The organism is Soehngenia sp. (genome assembly GCF_055108775.1).
Genome location: NZ_JBSQIL010000003.1, coordinates 1 through 23378, shown reverse-complemented (window position 1 = coordinate 23378; position 23378 = coordinate 1). Strand labels below are relative to the sequence as shown.

Sequence of the window (23378 nt, the reverse complement as noted above, 5' to 3'; positions counted from 1 at the left end):
GAGGTTTTGTGTTGGATTGGTCAAAGGCAAAGACGATTTTAATCGTAGCTCTTTTAGTGGTTAATTTAATATTAGCTAGCATATATATTATTGAAAGAGAAAGAGAAAGAGAATATGAACTTAGTAAAAGTGAATTGATTGATAAATTAAGTGAAAAGGACATATTGTTAAATGCTGATATTCCTAATGGAGAAAGTAAGTTAAGAGAGCTAGTAGTAGAGTATGAGTTATATAATGCTAATGACATAAACTTCGACTTTTTCAATGGAGAGGGGACGATAAACAAAATAAATGAAGACCTATTTGAAGTCTATATGCAAAACGAGACAGTCACAGTCATAAATGGTAAACTGCTTATTTATGAAGCAGAAAAAACAGATTCAAATCAAAAATCATTATACAGTAGCAAAATAGATTTAGATAATAGCTTAGAGAATGCACAAGAGATAGCTTTAAATTTCCTTAAAGACAGAGGTTTTAGAACCGACGATATGAAAATTACTTTTTCAACTGTTAGTGAAGATGGCTACTATCTTCTTTATTCTAACACTTATGGTGATAATTTCGTAGAATCATCATTTACAAATTTTGAAATAAAGGATGGAAAAGTATTTAGAATGGAAAGGACTTGGCTTGATGTAAAAAATGAGGGAGAATCAATCCTAAAGACGTTACCTGCCAAAAAAGCTTTGTTAGAATTGTTGATGAGAGAAGAAGTATACGGCAAAGAAATAATAGATATATCCATTTGTTATTATTTTGATCCAGAAAAACAAGATTATTTTTCAAGATATAAAGAAGTTGTTGAAGGGAAAACTATACCTGCATGGAGAGTTCAATTCAGTGATGGATATAAAATAATTCTTGACTTTGAGTAGTAGCTAGGAGGTTAAATATGTCATTTTCATTTTGCTCACTTTCAAGTGGAAGTAGTGGAAACTGTCAATATATAGAAACTAAAGGGGCTAAAGTATTAGTAGATGCAGGTTTCACAGGAAAAAGAATAATAGAACTATTAAAAAATATTGATGTAGAGCCAAAAGATATAGATGCTATACTAGTCACACATGAACATATAGATCATGCAAAAGGAGTAGGTATACTATCAAGAAAGTTTAACATTCCTGTGTATGCAAATGAGAAAACTTGGATAGCTATGGAACCAATAATAAAGGAAGTGAAATCAGAAAATATAAAAGTTATTAAAGCTAACAAAAACTTTGAAATCAATGATATACTGATACATCCTTTTAATATAAGCCACGATGCTATAGATCCAGTGGGGTATTTGTTTTTCAATGGGATGAAAAAAATAAGCATACTAACAGATACAGGATGCGTAAATGAGGGTATAAAAACAAAGATAAAAGGCTCACACCTATTTTTTATTGAAGCAAATCATGATATAGAAATGCTTAAAAACGGTAGATATCCAGTCCACTTAAAGAAAAGGATATTAGGAAATAAAGGACATTTATCAAATGATGATTGTCTTAGTATACTAAGTGAAGTTCTGTTTGGACAAAATGAACATGTACTGTTAGCTCACTTGAGCAAGGAGAATAATTTACCACAATTAGCGTATAAAACCATTTATAATGGGCTTAAAGAAATCGGATTTGATGTAGAAAAAGATATAAATATTCAATTAACTAATAGAGATAATCATACTGAGATATTTAACATTTAGGGGGAAGAAATATGGATAATTATGGAAGTTACTATCATAAATCAAGGAAACCTAGAAAAATTTCTTATTTTCTAGTTGCTCTAGTAGGAGCTATAATCGGAGGTATAATAACTGCATATGTTGCACCAAATTACCTTTATGGAAAAATATTGCCGTTGCCAGAGATATATCAATATAGCACTGAACCCCCTATAATAAACACAATCGATATAACCCCAACTGATGAAATAAACACAATAACAGCAGTGGCAAAAAAAGGAATGAGTTCTGTTGTTGGGATAACAACTATACAAGTACAGCAGGAGTTTATATGGTCTAGGACAGTTGAAGGAATTGGGTCAGGCGTAATAGTAGACAGCAATGGATATATATTGACAAATTCACACGTTATAGGCGATGGAAAGGCTAGAGAGATAAATGTATTATTTGAAAATGGTGATTCACACAAAGCTGATGTAATATGGTTTGATCCTACCCTTGATTTAGCTATTATAAAAGTAAATGCAAGGAATTTATTAGCAGCTGAATTAGGAGATTCAGATAAATTAGAAGTTGGTGAAATTGCTGTTGCAATAGGAAATCCTTTAGGGCTTGAATTCCAAAGAACAGTGACTGCAGGTGTAATAAGCGGGCTTCACAGATCAATTCAAATTACAAGATATAATGTAATGGAAGATTTAATTCAAACAGATGCTTCAATAAATCCTGGAAATAGTGGAGGACCTTTGCTAAACGCTAAAGGACAGGTGATTGGGATAAACACTGCAAAGATTCAAACTGGTGAAGGTTTAGGATTTTCTATCCCTATAAACACTGTAAAGCCAATATTAGACAATGTAATAACTAAAGGTAATTTAGAACCAGTAGCATTAGGAATTTCAGGTACTGATATAGATCTTTATGAAAGGCAAATGGGAGTTGACATAAAGGCAGAAAAAGGAGTATTAGTTGTAGAAGTATTACCTAATTCACCAGCAGATAAGGCAGGGATAAAACCTATGGATGTAATAACTAAAATTGGAAACAGGGAAGTAAACAGTCTATCTGCCTTAAGAAAAGAACTATATAATTATGAAAAAGGCGATAGAGTGGTAGTTGAGATAAATAGAAATGGCGAGATATTGAAACTAAATGTAGATTTTGATTGATGGGGGAAGATGATGAAAATATTGTTAACAAATGACGATGGTATATTTGCAAAAGGCATCTATACAATGGCTAAGAGATTAGAAAAAAATCATGAGATAATGATTGTTGCACCAGATATTGAAAGGAGTGGGCAAAGTCATTCCATTACATTTTTGAATCCATTGGTCATAAAGGAAGTAAAATTGGATGGTTTAAATGCTAAATCATATAGTATTTCAGGATCGCCAGCAGATTGCGTAAGGATTGGAGTTCAACTTTTCAAAAAAGAGAATATAGATTTAGTTATATCAGGAATAAATATGGGAGCTAACACTGGAACTGACATATTGTATTCGGGAACAGTTTCAGCAGCTATAGAGGCAAATTTGTTTGGAATACCAAGTGTTGCAGTATCAGCTGAGTGGTTTGATGGGAAAGTAAATTATGATTTAGCTGCTGATTATGCAGTGAATTTGGTAGAAAAAATAGAAAAATTTTCATTTAAGCCTATGGTTTTGAACTTAAATACCCCTTTTAAACTAAAAGAAGATTTAGCAGAAATTAAAATATGTAAAATTGGGGGACCTATTTATGATTTTTATAGCTCTCACAATAATGGAAATGGTGAGATAATTTACAAAGCAATAGGTAGAGAAGATACTGAAAAATCAATTGGGACAGATAGATATTACTTGCACCATGGATATCCAACATTGACACCTTTAAAATATGACTTTACAAATTTTGAAGCAATAAAACACTTAGAGGATTGGCTTGAGAATTCAATTTAAAATTGAAATGAATATAAAATTAAAACTTGGGTATCAATTAACCGAAAATAAATAAAGGAGTGATTGGTACAATGGACAACATTGAAAGAAGAGAAGGAGTAGTAACTTTTGGACAAAAACCAGTAACCCTATTGGGTAAAGAGATAAAAGTTGGAGATAAAGCACCTGATTTTACTGTTTTAAAGGGAGATTTAACACCCTATTCACTCAAAGATGCAGGAGATAAAGTAAAAATAATATCAGTAGTACCTTCATTGGATACAGGTGTATGTGAATTACAAACAATTAGATTCAATGAGGAAGCAGCAAAATTAGACGATGTAATAGTGCTTACGATATCTGTAGATTTGCCATTTGCACAAAAAAGATTCTGTTCTGCTCATGATATAGACAAAGTTTTGACACTGTCAGACTACAAAGATTTGGATTTTGGGCTAAAATATGGTTTTGTCATGGAAGAAAACAGACTCTTAGCTAGAGGAGTCATAGTATTAGATAGAGACAATACCGTTAGATATGTAGAATATGTAAAAGAAGTGACAAATCATCCTGATTATGATAAACCAATTGAAGTAGCAAAAGGACTATTATAGGCCTTCCATTTGGAAGGCTTCTTTTTTAGGAGGCAACATGGATATAAATATCATTGCAGTAGGAAAATTAAAAGAAAAATACTTACAAGATGGCATAGATGAATACATAAAAAGGCTATCAAAATTTGCTAAAGTAAATGTGATAGAAATTCAAGATGAAAAAGCAAAAGAAAACTTGTCTCAAAGAGAAATGGATATCATAAAACAGATTGAAGGAAATAAAATTCTCTCATATATAAAACCTAGAGATTATTGTATAAGTTTAGCCATAGAAGGTAAAAGCATGGATTCTTTAAAGTTTTCTGAAGAAATTTCAAAGCTTATGTTAGATGGCCATTCAACGATTAATTTCATTATAGGAGGAAGCATAGGGCTTTCTAATGAAGTGTTAGAAAGAAGTAATTTAAAACTTTCATTTTCAAAATTTACTTTTCCTCATCAGCTAATGAGATTGATTTTGATAGAGCAGATTTACAGAGCTTTTAAGATAATGAACAACGAACCATATCATAAATAACATATGTGATTATATGGATGAATTACCACCTGTAGGGGCTGTCTTTGACCACCAGTTTAAAAACCCGCGAATTGAAAAATGATAAATATTAAAATGGATGGTGATTACATGGATGAATTACCACGAAGAAAAAACATAAGGTTAAAAAATCATGATTATTCTAAAGCCGGATATTATTTTATAACTATATGCAGCAAGGACAAAAAATATATATTTAGGGATGTAGGGGCGGTCTTTGACCGCCAGTTTGAAAGCCATTATGAAAAACCGCCATTATCAAACATTGGACAAATCATTGAATCAGAAATAAATAAAATTAATTCTATTTATGAAAATGTTGAAATTGACAAATATGTTATTATGCCTAATCACATACATATGATCATTATATTAAATAATGTTAATGGGCAGTCAAAGACCGCCCCTACAATATCTCGAATTATGCAGCAGTTTAAAGGTTCTGTTTCCAAACAGACTGGATTGTCATTATGGCAAAAATCATTTTATGACCATATAATCAGAGATGAACAAGAATACCAGAAAATATGGAATTATATAGAAACAAACCCATTGGAATGGAAAAATGATAAATATTAAATGGATAATGATTATATGGACGAATTACCACGTTGTAGGGGCGACCTGCTATCACCTGGCCTGTAGGGCGACCTCTGGTCGCCCGTATGAAAAACCGGTGGTCGCCAGTTTAAACATGCATGATTCATTGAAATGGCAAATGATAAATATTATATATTTATGGGTATTTTATGAAATACATTAATGGATTGAGGTTAAAAAAAGTGAAGACATTTTTATTGCTAATATTAATAGGCATTTATTTATTTGCTCAAAATAAATGGGTAGATGTAGATAAGATAAAAATTCAAGTAGAGAACTTGCCATCCTCATTAGATGGATTTAAAATAGTTCATGTTTCTGATCTGCATATACCACATAATGAGATAGAAATAGAAAAATTAATTGATATATTAAAAATAGAAAAGCCAGATATAATAGCTTTAACTGGAGATATAATTAGCAGTGGCTCAAACTTAGATTATAGCAATTTAGAGATATTGCTTGAAGAATTACCAAAGATAGCTAAGGTTTATGCTGTTTTAGGAAATCATGAGTCGAGAAACGATTATCTTGATGAATATAAGGAAATGTTGAAAAAGAGCAATATAATATTACTAGAAGATGAATACGAAATATCATCTAAAGACGGCTATTCAATAGGCATCATAGGATTAAGAGATAACTCTATATATAAAAAAGAGAATATAGAAGATATAGAAAAAATAAAAGATATGCCAATTATAATGCTAGCCCATAGACCTGAAAAGATTGATGAGTATTTTTCGGAAAGAAATTCAGTTAAACCTACATTGGTTCTATCAGGCCATGCCCATGGAGGTCAATTTAGAATTCCTTTTTTAAAAAGAGGTCTAATTGCACCAAATCAAGGGTTTTTCCCTAAATACACTTCAGGAATATACAAAGCAGAGAATGGTGGTGTAATGGTAGTGAGCCGTGGACTTGGGAGAAGCGTAATACCATTTAGAATAAACAATAGAATCCATTTGCCAGTTATAGAATTAAAGAAAACTATATAAATGTAATAATTACAAAAATATATTGACTATAAATATAATATGGTGTATTTTATTTATGTGAGAAAAAAAGGGGGTTTTAGGAATGAGCAAAATAGTAGTAGTAGGAGCAAATCATGCAGGAACAGCTGCAATTAACACACTTTTAGATTTAAATAAAGATAATCAAGTTGAAGTTTTTGATAGAAATTCAAATATAAGTTTTTTAGGATGTGGTATGGCACTTTGGATAGGGCATCAAATATCAGGTCCTGAAGGATTATTTTATGCTACAAAAGAAGGCCTTGAGAAAAAAGGCGCAAAGATAAATATGGAAACAGAAGTGGAAAAAATTGATTTTAAAAATAAAAAAATCTATGCAAAAAACAAAAATGGAGAAAGCATTGAAACAGATTATGACAAGCTTATATTGGCAACAGGGTCTCTGCCAATAGTTCCAAATGTAAAAGGAACTGACTTAGAAAATGTTCAATTAGTAAAACTCTACCAAAACGCACAAGAAGTTATCGAAAAATTAAACAAAGATGAAATCAAACATGTAACAGTTGTGGGAGCAGGATACATCGGAGTTGAATTAGCAGAGGCTTTTAAAAGAAATGGAAAAGAAGTTGCACTGATTGATGTAGCACCAACTAGTTTAAGTAGTTATTATGATTATGAATTCACAAAACTTATGGATGAGAATTTAAAAAATCATGGCATAGATCTACACTTTGAAGAAAAGCTAGTTGAAATACAAGGCGATGGAAAAGTAGAGAAGGTCATCACAGACAAATCAGAGATACCTACTGACATGGTCGTACTTTGTATTGGATTTAGACCAAACAATACTTTGGGAAAAGATGATTTGGAACTATTTAGAAACGGAGCATTCTTGGTAAATAAAAAGCAAGAAACTAGCATAAAAGATGTTTATGCAATAGGCGACTGCGCAACAGTTTATGACAATGCAATTGATGGACCTAATTATATAGCCCTAGCAACAAATGCTGTAAGAAGCGGGATAATAGCTGGATACAATGCTTCGGGAGTTGAACTCGAAAGTGTCGGTGTACAAGGCTCAAATGGAATAAATATATTTGATTTCAAAATGGTTTCAACAGGTCTAAGGTTGACTAAAGCTAAAGCATTGGGATTTGATGCTCTTGCAACAGACTACGAAGATTTGCAAAAGCCTGAGTTTATCACTGAAAACAATGAAAAGGTAAAGATAAGGATAGTATACGATAAGGACAGTCGAAGAGTTTTAGGAGCGCAAATGGCTTCTAAATACGATATATCAATGGGCATACATTTCTTTAGCTTAGCTATACAAGAAAAAGTAACGATAGACAAATTAAAATTAGCAGACATATTTTTCTTGCCACATTTCAACAAGCCATACAATTACATTACAATGGCTGCTTTGAATGCGAAATAATTATTCAGAGGAATCTCAAGAATTTTTGAGATTTCTTTTTTTGTCATAATTTAATAACATTTATATGGCATAATAGAGTCAAAAGGAGGGAATAAAAATGCTAGTGATATTATTATTGATTATTATACTTTATGTACTGTACAAGAATGGACAACTTGATTTTCACAACAAAGAAGACGAATCGCTTAAAAAGTTGAAAGAAAAGTATATAAATGGCGAAATTGATGAAGAAACATATCTAAGGATGAAGAAAAACATTGAAAGCTAGGAGGTGTAGAAATTGATGCATTTTAGAGGATACAATGGATGTGATAGATTTTTTTATGGCAATGGATACAGGTATTTTGAAGATGGAGTGAACCGAGGTTTTGACTTTTTCCATCCTGCAATGATATTTATGGCAATCATGTCCTTTGTGGTATTCGTTGCAATAGTGGTTTTGGTAGTGCTGTTAATCAAAAAGAGCAATAAAAGAAAATTTGAATCAAATGAATTTGATCAAATGCTAAATCAAAAATATATCAATGGCGAGATATCGGATGAAGAGTATTTAGCTAAGAAAAAAGCATTAAGAGATAAATAATGTGCATTTTGGGGTAATATAAAATCAAATGATAAGATGAAGGTGAAATCGTGAAAATATTAGTTGTTGAGGATCAAAAGGACATAAGTGATATTGTCACTAAATATCTTGAAAAAGAAGGCTATGAAGTAAACTGCGCCTATGATGGGCTTAGTGCATTAGATTATATAGCCAATGAATCCTTTCATCTTATCATTTTAGATATAATGCTGCCTTTTATTGATGGATTTCAAATCTTAGAAGAAATAAGAAAATTTTCAAATACACCTGTAATTATGCTGACAGCAAGGGAATTAGAAGTTGATAGGCTAAAGGGCTTTGACTTGGGGGCAGATGACTATGTTGTTAAACCATTTAGCCCTAGAGAACTAGTAAGAAGAGTAAAAGCGATATTTAAAAGAGTTTACAATGAAGCTGCAGACAGCTGTATTGAGTACAAAGAGTTGAAACTACACTTAAAAAGCATGAAGTTGACTAAAAATGACAAAGATATAGATTTGACAACCACAGAATTCAATCTACTTAAGACTTTTATGGAAAACAAAGGTTTAATATTGAGCAGAGAACAGATTATTTCTCTGAGTTTTGGCAGTGAATATGATGGATTTGACAGAAACATCGACAGCTACATTAGAAGAATTAGGAAAAAAATTGAGGATGATCCAAACAATCCTAAATACTTAATCACAAAATATGGCGCTGGATATATATTTGGAGGAGAAAATGATGAGTATTAGAAAATTGTTGCTGATACTTCTTTTAGGAGTATGTTTAATAACTGTTGTCATCAACTCCTCTATTTTAGCTTCACTAACGGATAGATATTTTTTGAATTACTTAGATAAATCTTATGAAAACCATCTAAGCCAGATCATATCTTACCTTACAAATGTATTGGAAACAGACAATCTAAGCACTGACAAATTAGAAGCGGAGCTGGAAACCCACCTATTAGATCCAATAGTAAGAGTTAGAGTATTCGATGAAAGCAACATATTGCTAGCTGATGTTGAAAACAAATTGGAAGCTCAAAGCGGATTTATGAGAGGACATATGAGTTTTAGGATGGGTATGGGGAAAGGCTCTTCTGAAACATTTACCGAGCAAGTTGAAATAGAAAGCGGCGGAGAGCTTCTTGGAACCTTATATGTGACAAGGCTAGTAAGTTATGACAGTTCGATAATTGCCAATATGTTTAGAAGTACTCTTTTTATAAATAGCTTAATATCAATAGGCATAGCCATGTGCATATCAGCTTTGATTGCACTAATTACAAGTCGAAAAATAAGCGCTGACTTAAGGCAAACATCATATTTAGCGACAGAGATACAACAAGGGAAAGTTATAAAAGCAAAAGACACTAAGATAAAAGAGATAAATAGTTTAAGAAACAGCCTTGAAGACTTGTCAATCAAGCTGAAATTGAAACAAAAGGCTAAAAAAGAGCTATTAGATCAGTTAATCCATGAAACGAGAACTCCCCTTACAGTTTTAGGATCTCATTTTGAAGCTATTGAAGATGGAATTATTGAAACGAGTAAAGAAGAAATAGAGATATTGAAAAACCAAGTTGAAAGCTTGACTTTTATAATAGGGAATTTAAATAGAATAATTGAAGATGAAACGGAAACTAATGATTTAAACTTAGAAGATATTGAAATCGATAAACTTATAAAGCAAATAGTAAATGGCTTGAAAAATCAATTTGACAACAAAAAAATTCAAATAAAGATCGATACTGATGAAAAAATGACCATTAGGACAGACAAATACAAATTCACTCAGATTCTGTACAATCTATTGACAAATGCCTACAAATACACTGAATCAAACAAGAAAGTGAGCATATCATATAAAATAGAAAAAGATGAGTTCGTATTAGAAGTAAAAGATGAAGGAAAGGGAATAAAAGAAGAAGATATTGATAAGATATGGAATGCTTACTACAGGGGTCAAGACGAAATAGAATACGGAGAAGGCATAGGGCTATATGTAGTAAGTGAAAATGTAAAAAAACTAGGCGGCGAAATTAAAGTCTACTCTAAAGTAGGGAATGGGAGCATATTTACTGTAAAATTGCCATTAAATATTTTTAGCGAGCAAAGCACCTCCAATTGAGCCAGCAAATCTGGCCATTGGAGATGTTTTTACTTCTTCGCCTAGTTCTTTTGAAAGCAATTCAACAAATGGGTTTAATTCACATAGACCACCTGTCAGGTATATAGTGCCTATAAGCCCGTGTTTACTCAACATTCCTTTGATTCTATTGATGATGGAATTTAATACTCCTCTTGCTATATCTTCTCTTTTTGTTCCGTTCGCTATAAGGCTTATTACTTCCGATTCTGCAAAAACGGTGCACATGCTGTTTATTTTGATATCTTCTCCTTCTAGTGCTAACTTTGAAAGATCCTCAATTGTCAAATTCAAGGTATTAGCCATAAGCTCGATAAATCTCCCTGTTCCTGCAGCACATTTATCATTCATAGTGAAATTTGAGACATTTCCATTTTGAACTGTAATTATCTTTGTGTCTTGTCCACCTATGTCAATCACTGTCAAATCTTCTTTAGCTAAATAATACGCACCTTTAGCATGGCAAGTGATTTCGGTGATAGTTTTGTCTGCATATGGCACAGCGACTCTCCCGTAACCAGTGGCAATTATTTTTGAATGTTCTAAATCAATGCCATTTTCAATAAGGCTAGATTTAATTTTTTTTGATGTTTCTACACTATTCCAGCCTGTTGGCATAAGCAGATTAAATCTTATTCTTTCATCATCAAATACTGTCACTTTTGAGGCTGTGGAGCCTATGTCTATTCCTATATAGTTCAACGCAATCATCCCTTTAATCAATCTAATGTAAAAAATCCATTTATTTCAATATTTTCTTGTTCAATGATTCGCTTTATTTTGTCCTCGTTTTCTTTGTCATAGATTACTGATATCCCGCAACAAGTCGATAGTTTCCTTGGCGTTGGAGATATTACGAATGAGATATTTTCTTTTTTCAAACAATTGGTCAATTTAATTCCTTGATTTGAATTTGGAAATAAAATATAATGCCTTGTCAATTAAATCATCTCCAAAAATGCCTCTACCCTAGTTTTTATTTGACCTTCATCTTCTTCAGAATAGTCAGTTTCAATTTTAAGCAAAGGTATATTTTTTTCCTTTAGCACTTTTGAAACTCTTTCATGTTCTATTGAATATGTGTGGCAGAACGATAGATTATAATATATCACACCATCTACATTGTACTCATCTGCATATTTTAATATATCTTCAACTCTGCCTTCATTTGGTGTAAAACAAGCACAGTTTATATCCATATACCTTATAGCTAAATTGTCAATTAGATCGTCGACAGTATTTCCATCTGTTGAAACTTCATTTTCAAAATACCTTGTACCAGTGCAAGTTTCTTCTACTACTATCTCAGCATCTAAGCTTTCAACTATTTTATGCAATTTCCAGTTTGGAAGAGCCATTGGAGTTCCTGTTACCATTATTCTCTTTTTGCCGCTAGGTTTCAGACTTTCTACTCTTTTTTCCAATTCCGCACATAATTCTTCGGTTTTCTCAATAAACCTCTCAGGATCATCAGAAAAAGCTACTTGACTAACTAAAAGAGCGTCGAGCCCACTTATTGGAGATGGAGTATTTTTTCTTAAATCATAAAGATGTTTTAAAGCTCTTCTTTTCCTTTTCATTAAATCAATAGATTTTTTTAAATTTTCAACAGTGACTTTATTTCCAGTCAATTCCTCCATCTTATCAATAAATAATTTAATTTCATCTTTCCACTGTTCTATATTTTTATCACGTTTCATCTGAGGTAGTTCCATGACATGGACAGGCATATAGTCATTCATTATTTCCCATGCCTTTTTCTTGGCATCACATGTGGTTTCTCCAACTATCATATCGCACGATTGGAAATATGGGCAGGTTTGACTAACCTTTGCCCCAGTAAATGCTTTTACAAGTGGGCATATATTTCTTGGCAAAACCTTTTCCCCATCTTCAATCCAAAATTGGCTCCCAGAACAAAGACCTACACTGATAGCATTTGTAGCTAATATTATTTCATCTGGTACAAAAACGCAGAAAGTTCCTACAACTTTACCGCCATTTTTCTTGTGATTTTCCAATTCCAATATTCTTGCTCCATGAATTTCTGCTACTACAAAATTAAAGTAATTCATAGCCTCAGGTCTGTTTTTTGAGTCAAATATGTATCTGTAAACTGAACAGGCAAAGCTTCACATAATATATCGTGTTTTTCCAAATCAATATTTAAACTTTCCCACATCTTTGTATAATCTCCCATTGCTTTCACTCCTTTTCTTTTTGATAAAATTATAACATTGATGAATTTATAATTATATGATTATTTAAAAAATCAATTACACTAAATAAAACATTAAATATATTAATGAATAAATTTAATAGATAAGCAGGAATATAGCTTATTATAGGTCTAATTATATTTAAATCCATATTGTGATATAATATAAATAAACACAAATATAAATATAAAGGTGGATATTATGTATTCTTATGAAGATGAAGAGAATATGATAAAAATTGTTGATTCGCTGTTGAATAATCTCCAAGAAGCTATTTGCATAACTGACAAAAATTGCATAGTAAAGTATTGGAATAAGTATGCAGAAGAACTCTATAATATCGATAGAAAGGAAATTGTCGGGAAAAGAATCGATAGTTTTTTTTCGAATGCCATAGCAATAGAAGTTGCCAAGAACAAGAAGATATATAGAGATGTCTATCATTCTCCAAGGGAAGGAAGTCACATAATAATAAATGCCGCGCCTATAATCATTGACAGCGAGTTTAAAGGAGTAATAAGCACTGAAAAAGACATATCTGACATAAGAAGCATAAATGAAGAACTTGAGAAGATAAAAGAAAGAGCTGAATTCTTAGAAGAAGAGATAATGAGGTTGACAGGATCTTGGAATTCAATTCAAAGTAAAAACAAAAAAATGCAAACCATGATAGAGATAGCTAAAAGAGCAGCACCAACTACTGCAAGCATTTTAATAACTGGCGAAAGTGGTACAGGGAAAGAAGTGTTTGCAAGGGCAATCCACGAACAAAGCAAAGTAAAGGGGAGCTTTATCCCTGTAAATTGCAGTGCAATACCCAATGACTTATTTGAGAGTGAATTCTTTGGTTATGACAAAGGTGCTTTTACAGGAGCTAACATCTCAGGTAAAAAAGGATTTTTTGAAATGGCAAAGGATGGCACATTATTTCTCGATGAAATAGCTGATTTACCTTTATTTATGCAATCTAAACTGTTGAGAGCACTAGAGGATAAACAGATAAAAAGGGTTGGGGCAGAGAAGTACATAGATATAAATACGAGGATAATAGCTGCCACAAATAAATGTTTAGAAAAACTAGTTGAGGAAGGCAAATTTAGAGAAGACTTATATTATAGATTAAATGTTATAAGAATTAAATTACCGCCTTTAAGAGAAAGAAAAGAGGATATCATCCCCTTACTTGAACAGTTTTTAAAAGAAGCAGCTAAAGGGAAAAAAGGTGCAAAATTTAAATTAGATAAAGAAACTGTCAAGATTTTGACAAAATACAGCTGGAAAGGAAATATAAGAGAATTAAAAAATGCAGCTGAACAAATTGTAATACTTTCTTCTTCAGATGTCATAAGAAGAGAGGATTTGCCTGAATACATACTTAAAAACACAGAAATATATTATGACAACGATAAAAAGACTTTGAGAGATGCTCTTTGTGAGTATGAAAAATCAATGATAGTGAATACATTGAAAAACACAGACGGAAACATAGCAAAAGCTGCAAAGATATTGGGGATTCCTCGTTCAACTCTACACTATAAAATAAATACATACAAAATAGATGTGTCTAATTTTTGACATTAATGTCAAATATTAGACTTTTTTTATTGAGCATATTCTATGAAAAGAGGTAATTATCTCTATGGCACAAAAATTGCACATATAATGACATATAATTAACAATGATAGGAGGTGCAAAATGATATTTAATATACTGCTAAGCCAAGGCGCTGGTGCAATAGCAAAACCTATTGTATCTAAAGGAGAATATGTAAAACGAGGTCAACTCATAGCAATTCCAAACGGACTTGGTGCAAATATACATTCAAGTGCAAGTGGAGTCGTGGCAGATGTGAATGAAATTTCCATTATCATTGAAGCTAGTGATATAGATAAGGACGATTTCATAAAATTAGAAAAAAGCGATTCATTGATTGAGATGATTGAAGATGCAGGAATTGTTGGTGCTGGAGGCGCTGGTTTTCCAACTTACATAAAGCTTAAATCTGAACTTGTAGATGGAATTTTAATTGCAAATGCTAGCGAGTGTGAGCCAAATTTACATCATAACATAGAACTTATGACCAAGTATCCAGATTTAATAATTCGCGGCATAAGTTTAGCTATGCAAGCCTTAAATGTAAAAAAAGCTATAATCGCGATAAAAGAAAAACACACAGAGGCAGTTAAAGCATTAAACAATGCAATTGGGAGCGAGAATATTTCAATAAAATATGTACAAGATCTCTATCCATCTGGAGATGAAAGAGTTTTAGTAAGAGAACTTTTAAATGTTGAGTTAAAACCTGGAGAACTCCCATTAAAAGCAGGGGCTGTTGTTTTAAATGTTGAAACGCTTAAAAACATCGCCATGTGTATAGACGAGAGAAAACCCGTCATAGACAAGGATTTAACAGTTGGTGGAAGGGTGATTGATAGCCCTCGTGGGAAAGTATATTTAGATGTTCCAATAGGTACAAGTTTTAAAGATATGATTGATAAGTCAAAATGTGTGATAGATCCATTTGGAGAAATAGTTGCAGGAGGAGCTTTTACTGGGAAAAAAGCTGATTTTTCTTATCCTGTGACAAAGGTCACTGGAGGGATATCTGTAAGCATGCCTTTTCCAACTGAAAAGAGAAAACTTGGATTATTGGGGTGCGAATGTGGTGCAAGCATTGAAAGGCTAAAGGAAATTGCAGAAGGAATGAATGCAGATGTAGTTGCAAGCATTAATTGCAAGAGAATGGAAGATATAGGTAACAACAGGCTTAGATGCAATCTTCCAGGAGTTTGTCCTGGACAAGCAGAATCAGTATTGAATTTAAAAAAACAAGGTGCCCAAGCACTCTTAGTTGGCAGCTGTCAACACTGAACGAATACCATAATGGAGGTAGCTCCTAGGTTAGGAGTTGGAGTTTATCACAGCACAGACCATATTTTAAGAGCATATGGGCATAGACTGATCAGAAGAATAAAATTATAGGAGTGATATAGATGTCAATCGATTTAGAAAAAGCGCTTCTACACAAGGATGATTATGCTGTTACTTGTTGTAGATTTGAAGAAGGAAAGACTATTGAACCTTCAATGCTTGAAGACCCAGAGATAATACCTGATTTAATCGATTCAAATTTACTCAATATTCCTGAAAATGCTCTAAAAATTGGCGAGGTATTGGGACTTAAATTAAAAAAGACAGCTGATGCACTTACAGCTTTGACGGAAAGTTATGTTGAGGGAATAAAAAGAGACAATGATTTAAGGAAAGAAGAATACAAACAGGAAGAAAAAGAACTTTATGTAGAGAATAAACTAAGTAATATCACAGCAAATCTACAAAGTAATATACCCAGCGTTAAGATAAAAATTGGTGAAGGAAAAGACATCGAGCTTGAATTTCCACTATTTACTTTAAATCAAAATGCACAAGAATTGCCATTATATAATCAAAAAGAAGAGAAATTTCAAGGCGAAAATGAAATTGAAGAAGAAAAGGTATTAGGAAAGTTAACACGAAAACACATAAAAATTGATGAAGTAGTTCTTGGGGAAGAAACTAAAATTGAAGGAAGTACTTTAACTTTGAGAAAAGGACTTATAGAAGAGGCGAAATCAGTTGATCCACTTATAATCGATGTTTCATTAGATATTATAAAAAGCAGTGATTACTCAAAATACAGTGATACTATAATGGATGTTCAACCTATTGCAGTTAAAGAAGAAGGAGAACTTGGGGAGGGAATTACAAGGGTTCTAGACGGAGTGTGCATGGTGGTAACCGGCATTGACGAGAGAGGTTTTCAAATATCGGAATTTGGATCATCTGAGGGTGAAATGGACAGAAATATAATGTTTAACAGAGCAGGTTCTCCTGACTATGGAGATATTCTCATAAAGACAAGAGTTATTATCGAGAAAGAGAAGAATATGGAAAGGCCAGGACCATTGGCAGCACATAAAGCAACAGAGGTCATCACCAAAGAAATCAGAAGCGCCTTGAAGAAGGCAGATAAAGATTTAGTGTATAAAGAAGAGACATTTTTACACAAGAAAAGATATGGAAGGAAGAAAGCCATCATTGTAAAAGAAATAATGGGACAAGGTGCGATGCATGACAATTTGATCATGCCATATGAACCTGTCGGCATTGACGGAGCTAAAGCAAATGTAGATTTAGGAAATGTCCCAGTAGTAGTTACGCCACTGCAAATTTTGGATGGTTGCATTCATGCGCTAACTTGCATAGGACCTGCATCAAAAGAGACTTCAAGACACTATTTTAGAGAACCTCTAGTATTAGAAATGTTAAACGACGAAGAGATAGACTTAAATGCCGTTGTATTAGTAGGATCACCTCAAATAAATAGCGAGAAATTTTATGTGTCAAAACTTTTGGGAAATACTGTAGAAGCTATGAATGTGGATGGGGCAATTGTCACTACAGAAGGCTTTGGAAACAATCATATCGACTTTGCAAGTCATATCGAACAGATCGGTAAACGAGGTATCGAGGTTGTTGGAATGACTTTTGCCGGAGTACAAGGTCAGCTTGTAGTAGGAAATAAATATATGGATGCATTGATTGACTTGAATAAATCTAGTCAAGGGATTGAAAATGAGATATTGGAAAACAACTGTTTGACCAAAGAAGATGCTATTAGAGCCATATATATGTTGAAGGCAAAGATGGCTGGAGAAAGAATTCAACCAGCTGAAAGAAAATACACTAAAGATGTAAAACTATCGAATATCAGGCTCATTGAAGAAGCAACGGGCAAGAAAATAGAGTTATCTCCTAATGAGACGATTTTAAAGAAAAGCAAAAAAAGATTAGAAATTTACGAAAGAGAAGATGACTATGAAAGAAATTAAATACGATTTGCAACCTAGATTATACAGTGGAGTAATTACAGATATCACTGACATGGCTGTGGTCATAGAGATGAATGGAAGATTAGGAAGACTAAACCTTTCTAGAAGAATGATCATAACAGACGAAGAAATAAAATTGGGAGATGAAGTTACTTTTATGTTGAGTTACCCGGAAGTTATACAAAAAAGAAGTGAGGGGAATATGATATGAAATTAACAGTAGTAAAGAACTTAAAATCAGAAATTTATGTCCCTATAACACCTGAAATAGTATGGACACCCGTCACAAAACCATTAAATGAAATGAAGGTGGCTTTAGTAACGGGTGCTGGAGTGCATTTGAAAACTGATAAAAGATTTAATTTAGCAGGGGATACAAGTTACAGAGTTATACCAAGAGAGGCTATAGGAAATGACTTAATGGTAAGTCATGGAGGATATGACAATGCAGATGTCAATAAAGATATAAACTGTATGTTTCCAATAGACAGACTTAAAGAATTAGCAAATGACGGATTTATCAAAGAAGTATCTGAGCTCAATTTTAGCACCATGGGTGGTGGAGGAGATATCGAAGCTTTTACAGAGGTTACTGGACCAGAAATTGCAGAAAAATTAAAAGAGATAAAAGTCGACGCAGTTGTACTCACTGCAGGGTGAGGCACTTGCCATCGCTCTGCCGTGATTTTGCAGAGAGCTATTGAAAAAATAGGTATACCGACAATATTAATTGCAGCATTGCCGCCAGTAGCTAAACAAAATGGTGCGCCAAGAGTAGTTGCACCTAGAGTTCCTATGGGTGCAAATGTGGGAGAACCAAACAATGTAGATATGCAAATGGGAATATTAAAAGACACTCTAAAAGCTTTAGTAGAAATAACTACTCCAGCGACGATAGTACCATTAGATTATGAATATATAGCTAAAGTTTAAGAAAGGGCGATAAAATGGAAATTAAGAGAAATATATTAACAGTGGATTCCCATACTGCAGGAGAGCCTACAAGAGTTGTAGTTGGCGGATTTCCTCCTATTTTAGGAGAAAATATGGCTGAAAAAAGAACATATTTAAGCAACAATTTAGATGATTTAAGAAAGTTTTTGATGAGAGAGCCAAGAGGACATGAAAATATGTTTGGTGCGATAATTACTACGCCTACTCATAAAGAAGCTTCTCTAGGAGTCATTTTTATGGATAATGGTGGCTACTTAAATATGTGTGGACATGGAACAATCGGGGCATCAAAGGTTGCACTTGAGATTGGGCTTATAGAAAAGGAGTCGCCCGTAACAAACTTTAAGATAGACACCCCAGCAGGACTTGTAGATGTAAATGCTAGAGTAAACAATAACAAAGTAGAAGACATAAGTTTTTTTAATGTGGCTTCATTTGTTTATGAATCAGATTTAGATGTTGATTTAGATGATTTTTTAAGCTTTAAAATAGACATATGTTTTGGTGGCAATTTCTTTGCTATGGTACCAGCGAATGTATTTGGTCTCGAAATAAATAAAACAAATTTATATAAGTTTAGGGATTTAGGGTTAAAAATAAGAGATTATGTTAATGCTAATTTTAAGGTAATTCATCCACTTTTACCAAACATAAACTCTGTAGATTTGGTTGAGTTTTATGAACCTCTAAGGGATGGCCTTAAAGGTTTTAAGAACATCGTAATATTTGGCAAAGACCAGTTCGACAGATCCCCTTGTGGAACTGGAACATCTGCAAAGCTAGCTTTGATGTATGAGAAAAATGAAATAATGTTAAATGAGAGTATTAGATCTATGAGTGTTCTAGGAAGCACTATCACAGGGAATGCCATTAAGGAAGTTAAGATTGGGAATTATAGGGGAATAATACCGGAGATTACAGGAAGAGCATATATAACCGCTTATAATAATCTAGTTTTAGAAGATGGAGATATATTTGAATATGGCATAGATTTTTAGAAAGGCTAGGGTTATCCCTAGCCTAATTTCTTTTTATAAATTTTCCTTCTTTCATTATCATCTTCATGTTGTCAGAATTTAAGTTTTTGATATCATCTAATGGATTTTTATCTAAGACCAGTAAATCGGCAAATTTATCTGCTTCTAAAGTGCCTGTTATATCATCGATTCTGAGCATTTCAGCTCCATTCTTAGTAGCTGCCACTATTACTTCCATTTCGCTGAGTCCTGCATTTTTTAGGGCGTACATTTCAGTTATTGCATATTTTCCGTATGGAGTCAGACTAGAGCAAAATGAGTCAGAGCCTATAGTTATCCTAATTCCTTTTTCTTTGGCATTTCTTAAATTATCGATTATGCGGTTTAATTCCTTTTCTGCAGTTGTATTTCCTGGATAGTTATCTAGTATCTTTCTATATGGAGGTTCATAAACACTAAACCATTCATAGAAAAATTGAAGTGTGGGACAGAAAGTTATATCCTTATCTTTCATTATCTCTAAGCATTCCTCGTTTAACTCTTGACCGTGGATAATTACATCTACACCTGCTTTTACAGAAAACAATGCTCCCTCATATCCTTCAGCATGAGACCATACTGGAATGTTAACCATTTTGCACTCATCAACTACTGCTTGGATTTCTTCCATTGTATAGTGTGTATAAGCTTTAGCATCGTATCTCCAAATACCTCCACCTGTAGACCAGATTTTTATGGCATCAGGATTCTCTCTAAGTCTATTTCTAACAGCCTTCCTCAATTCCCATGGTCCATCAACTCTTTCTGCCCAAGGGTGAGAAATATTGTTGTATTCTAAGGGCAATCTATGACTATCTCCATGACCTGCAGTTCTGCAAAAACCGAGGCCTGTTGCTACAACCCTAGGTCCCTCAATTATCCCCTGTTCGATCATATTTCTGATATGTATTCCAAAACGGGATATTTCGCCTACTGAAGTCAATCCATGAAATAGAGCTTCTCTAGCCTGACTTACTGCAACCACAGCCTTTTGTTCAACTGGCTCCAATACCCATTCACTGTCGTTGTCGGAGAGATTTCCACTAAAATGTAGATGAGAATCTATAAGCCCTGGCATGATAACCTTATTATCTATGTCTATGATCTCGTAATCATCAGCAAATTCTATCAGTTTGCCAGCATAGATAATTTTTTTATCTTCAACAAGAACTAGAGAATTTTCTAGTGGATTTTTCCCGCTACCATCTATCAACAAACCACCTTTAAAAGCAAATTTTCCCATATATTTACCTCCATTATAAGATAGTCACATTCTTATAGTATATTAAAAAGCTTGTACTTTCAACAAATAAAAAGAAAAGCCATTGGCTTTTCTTATAGAGTATATCTGCTGAGTTCTTTTTTTAGGAATAATATAACTTTTTCTAGTTCTTGTATATTTTCGGTTAATTTTATGATTTCAGAAGAGAAATTAGTAACATTAGCACTCATTTCTTCTGATGTAGCACTATTTTCTTCAGTGATTGCAGCTAGGTTATTTATGTTTTCAAATACTTTATCTATTTTTTTAGTTTCTGCTATAAGTCTTTCAGATATTTCGGATATCATATCTTTTACATCGTTTATCATATTTGAAGCTAATTTGCTATCTTTAACCACATCTGCTACAGTCTGAGTACCTGATTCTAGTTGTAAAAACTGGTCGTTAATCTGTCCAACCATGCTGTTTACACTCTTTGTGAATTCATTTAAGCTTGAATTAATAGTATTTACAGCTTCTTTTGAGTTTTCTGCTAATTTTCTAATTTCTTCAGCGACAACACTAAACCCTCTGCCCATTTCTCCTGCCCTAGCAGCTTCTATTGAGGCATTCAAAGCTAAGAGATTTGTTTGCTCTGCTATACTCTCAACTGTATTTACTATTTCTATAGTACTTTTGATTTTTTTGCTGAGTTCCTGACCTTGATTGTTTACATATGAAAAATTGTTTTTAACATCTTCTAAGTTTGATGAAACTCTTTCAAGATTATTGAAGGAAGTTTCTATTTGCTCGACAGCTTTTCCTAAACTTTCTTTACCATCTAATTGCATTTTGCTTATTTTATCAATCATTTCGATATTATCTGACAAAATGCTTACAGAGTTTTCAGCCTCGTTTGCTTGATGTACAGCACCATCTGCAACTTCTTGGACAGCTTTAGAGATTGAATCGGAAACATCTCCTAAATTATCTGCTACTTTAGAAAATTTTTCTATGAATGAATATAAATCATCCATTCCACCTTTAAAATATGTTATTTCTTCTCTCAATCTATTTTTTGATTCATTTACAGAATTAAAAAGCATTTCATTGTAGTCATTAGTGTGTACAATCAAATCCTCATCTAAATGAATTTCTCCGAGTTTTTTAATCTCTTCAGGCAAATCCAATGTAGGCTTTATGATTGTTTTTGAAACAAGCATTGTGGAGATAAGAACTATTAAAGGAGCTCCTATCAATAGGATATAGTCTGTAAACCCATTTAAAATTGCAATAAGAGCGAAACTTAAGATAGTTGGGTAGATAGCAATCTTAAGAGGTGCATATTTTATAAAAGATAAAGAAAGCAATTTTGAAGCTTTATAGGTTTTATGTTTCTTGTCACCTTTTTCAAAATGTATTTTTACTCTTACTGTATGAACACCATCGCTATCAACTTCTTTTTCAATTATTTCGGATTCAATTTTTTCGTTGAAAAATTCTCCTGTTCCTTCTATCAGACCAAGGAAATAATCAATTAACCCTCTTTTTGATTTGTAAGTAATTATCAAGGTATTGTCATCAATATCTTCAGGAATCAGTCTAGGGGGCTTAGCACCGGGTATCATTTTAGTCAACTGAGTATGTACTTTGTCCATAAGTGCTAAGAAACTTTTGGCTGAATTCTTTTCAAAATAAGAAGGGAACCAGTTATAAAAGGAATTGATGTTATTTTGACCTAAAATTCTCCACATCTCATTTGAAGTCATGTTGTTTTCTTTTGCAAATGCATTCATTAGGCTAAGAATCTTTTGATCCTCAATTTCTTCTAAAGGAGTTATTAGCTTATCTGGATTCCAGCCATTTTTTCTCATTACTTCATTTCTTTTTTCCTTGCCCATTATTTTCTCGATAGTATTAAACCATATATTAACTACTGTACCTTTCATATGCACCATCCTCTAAATGGAAGTTTATTTTTATCTACCTAAGCTTATCGGCATATTTAAGAAAAATTAAATATGATAATTTAATTTGTTATATTTTTACTAATTATCAAACTTGAAATAGAACAAAAATTGTGTTAATTAAATAATTAATAAACAAAAATATAACTTATTCTTTATAGATAAGGGAGATTGCTATGAGAAAAATGAAAATAATATCATATTTAATGTAGAGAACAAAAACGATGAGAAAGAAATATTTATTTTCATAGATATGATAGATACTGAACAAGGACGACGTATAAAATATGTCGATTTTGAAGAATTTAAAAACTTATTTTATAAAAAGTAACTAAAAATATACTACCTAGTAAATTATTTTGAAAATCATGTTATATATTCCAGTCAGAGGGTGATTATAGAATGTGTTTAAACAACATTTTTGATGCTATTTTTTTATGATTCTTGTTGAGAAATCACCAAAAAAATACTGATTCAATGGATAAGTAGATTTATATGGAATATTTTATCCATTTTTGTGATATACTATATTCATAGATTTAACAACTCGCATAAGTAGAATCATGTACAGCAAATTTGAATAGATAGTTGCAGAATACAAAATTAAAAATATATAGAGTTATCCACAGCTAAAATTAAAAATTCAATAGATTTTGCAATTAAACAATTAATTAATTA

At 32.6% G+C, this 23378-nt stretch carries 25 protein-coding genes; 19 read left to right on the top strand and 6 right to left on the bottom strand.

All coding sequences use genetic code 11. From position 1 onward, the window contains the following. The first annotated feature begins 11 nt into the window (after window positions 1-11). From ACTB1H_RS00940 to ACTB1H_RS00880, 13 genes are all read left to right on the top strand, one after another. Complete coding sequence (locus tag ACTB1H_RS00940; RefSeq protein ID WP_463260956.1) at window positions 12-878, top strand: two-component system regulatory protein YycI; 867 nt, start codon at window positions 12-14, stop codon at window positions 876-878. Window positions 879-895: 17 nt separating this feature from the next. Continuing rightward, complete coding sequence (locus tag ACTB1H_RS00935) at window positions 896-1690, top strand: MBL fold metallo-hydrolase (RefSeq protein WP_463260955.1); 795 nt, start codon at window positions 896-898, stop codon at window positions 1688-1690. 11 nt (window positions 1691-1701) lie between these two features. Further along, on the top strand, window positions 1702-2838 hold the full coding sequence (gene htrA / locus ACTB1H_RS00930; protein ID WP_463260954.1) for a serine protease HtrA: 1137 nt from the start codon (window positions 1702-1704) through the stop codon (window positions 2836-2838). A 12-nt stretch (window positions 2839-2850) separates the two neighbouring features. Continuing rightward, on the top strand, window positions 2851-3609 hold the full coding sequence (surE, locus tag ACTB1H_RS00925; RefSeq protein WP_463260953.1) for a 5'/3'-nucleotidase SurE: 759 nt from the start codon (window positions 2851-2853) through the stop codon (window positions 3607-3609). 71 nt (window positions 3610-3680) lie between these two features. Next, window positions 3681-4202 carry a thiol peroxidase gene (gene tpx, locus ACTB1H_RS00920; RefSeq protein ID WP_463260952.1) on the top strand — a complete coding sequence of 174 codons (522 nt, stop codon included), beginning with the start codon at window positions 3681-3683 and terminating at the stop codon, window positions 4200-4202. Window positions 4203-4239: 37 nt separating this feature from the next. Next, on the top strand, window positions 4240-4719 hold the full coding sequence (gene rlmH / locus ACTB1H_RS00915) for a 23S rRNA (pseudouridine(1915)-N(3))-methyltransferase RlmH (protein ID WP_463260951.1): 480 nt from the start codon (window positions 4240-4242) through the stop codon (window positions 4717-4719). Window positions 4720-4797: 78 nt separating this feature from the next. After that, the gene (locus ACTB1H_RS00910; protein WP_463260950.1) at window positions 4798-5316 is read left to right on the top strand and encodes a transposase; all 519 of its coding nucleotides are present in this window, start codon (window positions 4798-4800) and stop codon (window positions 5314-5316) included. 203 nt (window positions 5317-5519) lie between these two features. Next, window positions 5520-6335, top strand: a complete 816-nt coding sequence (locus ACTB1H_RS00905; protein ID WP_463260949.1) for a metallophosphoesterase — start codon at window positions 5520-5522, stop codon at window positions 6333-6335. An 82-nt stretch (window positions 6336-6417) separates the two neighbouring features. Next, on the top strand, window positions 6418-7752 hold the full coding sequence (gene nox, locus ACTB1H_RS00900; protein ID WP_463260948.1) for a H2O-forming NADH oxidase: 1335 nt from the start codon (window positions 6418-6420) through the stop codon (window positions 7750-7752). 97 nt (window positions 7753-7849) lie between these two features. Next, window positions 7850-8020, top strand: a complete 171-nt coding sequence (locus ACTB1H_RS00895) for an SHOCT domain-containing protein (protein WP_463260947.1) — start codon at window positions 7850-7852, stop codon at window positions 8018-8020. Between the two features lie 12 nt (window positions 8021-8032). Continuing rightward, window positions 8033-8335, top strand: a complete 303-nt coding sequence (locus ACTB1H_RS00890; RefSeq protein ID WP_463260946.1) for a hypothetical protein — start codon at window positions 8033-8035, stop codon at window positions 8333-8335. A gap of 50 nt (window positions 8336-8385) precedes the next feature. Next, window positions 8386-9072, top strand: coding sequence for a response regulator transcription factor (locus ACTB1H_RS00885; protein ID WP_463260945.1), 687 nt, complete (start codon window positions 8386-8388; stop codon window positions 9070-9072). Continuing rightward, window positions 9062-10453, top strand: coding sequence for an ATP-binding protein (locus ACTB1H_RS00880; RefSeq protein ID WP_463260944.1), 1392 nt, complete (start codon window positions 9062-9064; stop codon window positions 10451-10453). Before ACTB1H_RS00885 ends, ACTB1H_RS00880 begins: the two co-directional genes overlap by 11 nt. Here ACTB1H_RS00880 and ACTB1H_RS00875 read toward each other — a convergent pair. From ACTB1H_RS00875 to ACTB1H_RS00860, 4 genes are read right to left on the bottom strand one after another with little or no spacing between them, the layout of a single operon-like run. After that, window positions 10418-11182, bottom strand: coding sequence for an acyl-CoA dehydratase activase (locus tag ACTB1H_RS00875; RefSeq protein WP_463260943.1), 765 nt, complete (start codon window positions 11180-11182; stop codon window positions 10418-10420). The genes ACTB1H_RS00880 and ACTB1H_RS00875 overlap by 36 nt on opposite strands. Before the next feature lie 8 nt (window positions 11183-11190). Further along, complete coding sequence (locus tag ACTB1H_RS00870) at window positions 11191-11412, bottom strand: DUF3343 domain-containing protein (RefSeq protein WP_463260942.1); 222 nt, start codon at window positions 11410-11412, stop codon at window positions 11191-11193. After that, window positions 11413-12546: a double-cubane-cluster-containing anaerobic reductase gene (locus ACTB1H_RS00865; RefSeq protein ID WP_463260941.1), complete on the bottom strand. Its 1134-nt coding sequence runs from the start codon at window positions 12544-12546 to the stop codon at window positions 11413-11415. Continuing rightward, window positions 12543-12671: a hypothetical protein gene (locus ACTB1H_RS00860; RefSeq protein ID WP_463260940.1), complete on the bottom strand. Its 129-nt coding sequence runs from the start codon at window positions 12669-12671 to the stop codon at window positions 12543-12545. Before ACTB1H_RS00860 ends, ACTB1H_RS00865 begins: the two co-directional genes overlap by 4 nt. A gap of 220 nt (window positions 12672-12891) precedes the next feature. Between ACTB1H_RS00860 and ACTB1H_RS00855 the strand changes: the two genes are divergently transcribed. The 6 genes from ACTB1H_RS00855 (at window position 12892) to ACTB1H_RS00830 (ending at window position 19514) form a co-directional block, all read left to right on the top strand. Further along, on the top strand, window positions 12892-14265 hold the full coding sequence (locus ACTB1H_RS00855; protein WP_463260939.1) for a sigma 54-interacting transcriptional regulator: 1374 nt from the start codon (window positions 12892-12894) through the stop codon (window positions 14263-14265). Between the two features lie 121 nt (window positions 14266-14386). Next, entirely contained in the window at window positions 14387-15673 is a 1287-nt protein-coding gene (gene prdC, locus ACTB1H_RS00850; protein ID WP_463260938.1) for a proline reductase-associated electron transfer protein PrdC, read from the top strand. An 11-nt stretch (window positions 15674-15684) separates the two neighbouring features. Next, on the top strand, window positions 15685-17562 hold the full coding sequence (gene prdA / locus ACTB1H_RS00845) for a D-proline reductase (dithiol) proprotein PrdA (protein WP_463260937.1): 1878 nt from the start codon (window positions 15685-15687) through the stop codon (window positions 17560-17562). After that, window positions 17549-17773: a CBO2463/CBO2479 domain-containing protein gene (locus ACTB1H_RS00840; RefSeq protein ID WP_463260936.1), complete on the top strand. Its 225-nt coding sequence runs from the start codon at window positions 17549-17551 to the stop codon at window positions 17771-17773. The genes prdA and ACTB1H_RS00840 overlap by 14 nt, the downstream gene beginning before the upstream one ends. After that, the gene (gene prdB, locus ACTB1H_RS00835; protein ID WP_463260935.1) at window positions 17770-18495 is read left to right on the top strand and encodes a D-proline reductase (dithiol) protein PrdB; all 726 of its coding nucleotides are present in this window, start codon (window positions 17770-17772) and stop codon (window positions 18493-18495) included. Before ACTB1H_RS00840 ends, prdB begins: the two co-directional genes overlap by 4 nt. 14 nt (window positions 18496-18509) lie before the next feature. After that, window positions 18510-19514 carry a proline racemase family protein gene (locus tag ACTB1H_RS00830; RefSeq protein ID WP_463260934.1) on the top strand — a complete coding sequence of 335 codons (1005 nt, stop codon included), beginning with the start codon at window positions 18510-18512 and terminating at the stop codon, window positions 19512-19514. Between the two features lie 22 nt (window positions 19515-19536). On the opposite strand, the gene ACTB1H_RS00825 is transcribed toward ACTB1H_RS00830, so the two are convergent. Together ACTB1H_RS00825 and ACTB1H_RS00820 are read right to left on the bottom strand one after the other, a co-directional pair. Then, window positions 19537-20775: a metal-dependent hydrolase family protein gene (locus tag ACTB1H_RS00825; RefSeq protein WP_463260933.1), complete on the bottom strand. Its 1239-nt coding sequence runs from the start codon at window positions 20773-20775 to the stop codon at window positions 19537-19539. A 92-nt stretch (window positions 20776-20867) separates the two neighbouring features. After that, on the bottom strand, window positions 20868-22682 hold the full coding sequence (locus ACTB1H_RS00820; protein WP_463260932.1) for a heme NO-binding domain-containing protein: 1815 nt from the start codon (window positions 22680-22682) through the stop codon (window positions 20868-20870). Window positions 22683-23378: the final 696 nt, after the last annotated feature.